Here is a 562-nt window from a genome sequence, read left to right as displayed (position 1 = left end):
AAGAGTCTCTCCCGGCCAAATTTGGGGCGCCGCGCGGGGTGGCGGCGGCCCGGCCGGCGGCCTAAACTCCCGCCCTTCGATGCGATTCCAATCCGTAAAGTCAGGGGACCAAAGATGGATGTACGGGCAGCGGTGGCGATTGCGGCGGGCAAGCCGCTGGAGGTGACGACGGTGCAGCTGGAGGGCCCGAAGGAAGGCGAGGTGCTGGTTGAGGTGAAGGCGACGGGGATCTGCCACACCGATGCCTTCACGCTGTCGGGCGACGACCCGGAGGGTCTGTTTCCGGCGATCCTGGGTCACGAGGGTGCCGGGGTGGTGGTCGAGGTTGGTGCGGGGGTGAAGTCCCTGAAGAAGGGCGACCACGTGATCCCGCTCTACACGCCCGAGTGCCGCCAGTGCGAGTACTGCCTCAACCCCAAGACCAACCTCTGCCAGGCGATCCGCACGACCCAGGGCAAGGGCCTGATGCCCGACGGCACCAGCCGCTTCTCGCTGGATGGCAAGCCGGTGCTGCACTACATGGGCTGCTCGACCTTCGCCAACTTCACGGTGGCCCCGGAGA

General features: G+C 66.9%; 1 protein-coding gene. It reads left to right on the top strand.

The annotated features are described in order from the left end of the window. Positions 1 to 114: 114 nt before the first annotated feature. A partial coding sequence (locus ACKGJN_RS16650; protein WP_409540689.1) for an alcohol dehydrogenase catalytic domain-containing protein occupies positions 115 to 562 on the top strand: 448 nt, incomplete at its 3' end.

The sequence above is a fragment of the Gillisia xinjiangensis genome (genome assembly GCF_046298265.1).
Taxonomy (GTDB): domain Bacteria; phylum Bacteroidota; class Bacteroidia; order Flavobacteriales; family Flavobacteriaceae; genus Gillisia; species Gillisia xinjiangensis.
This window is presented reverse-complemented; position numbering and strand designations above follow the sequence as displayed.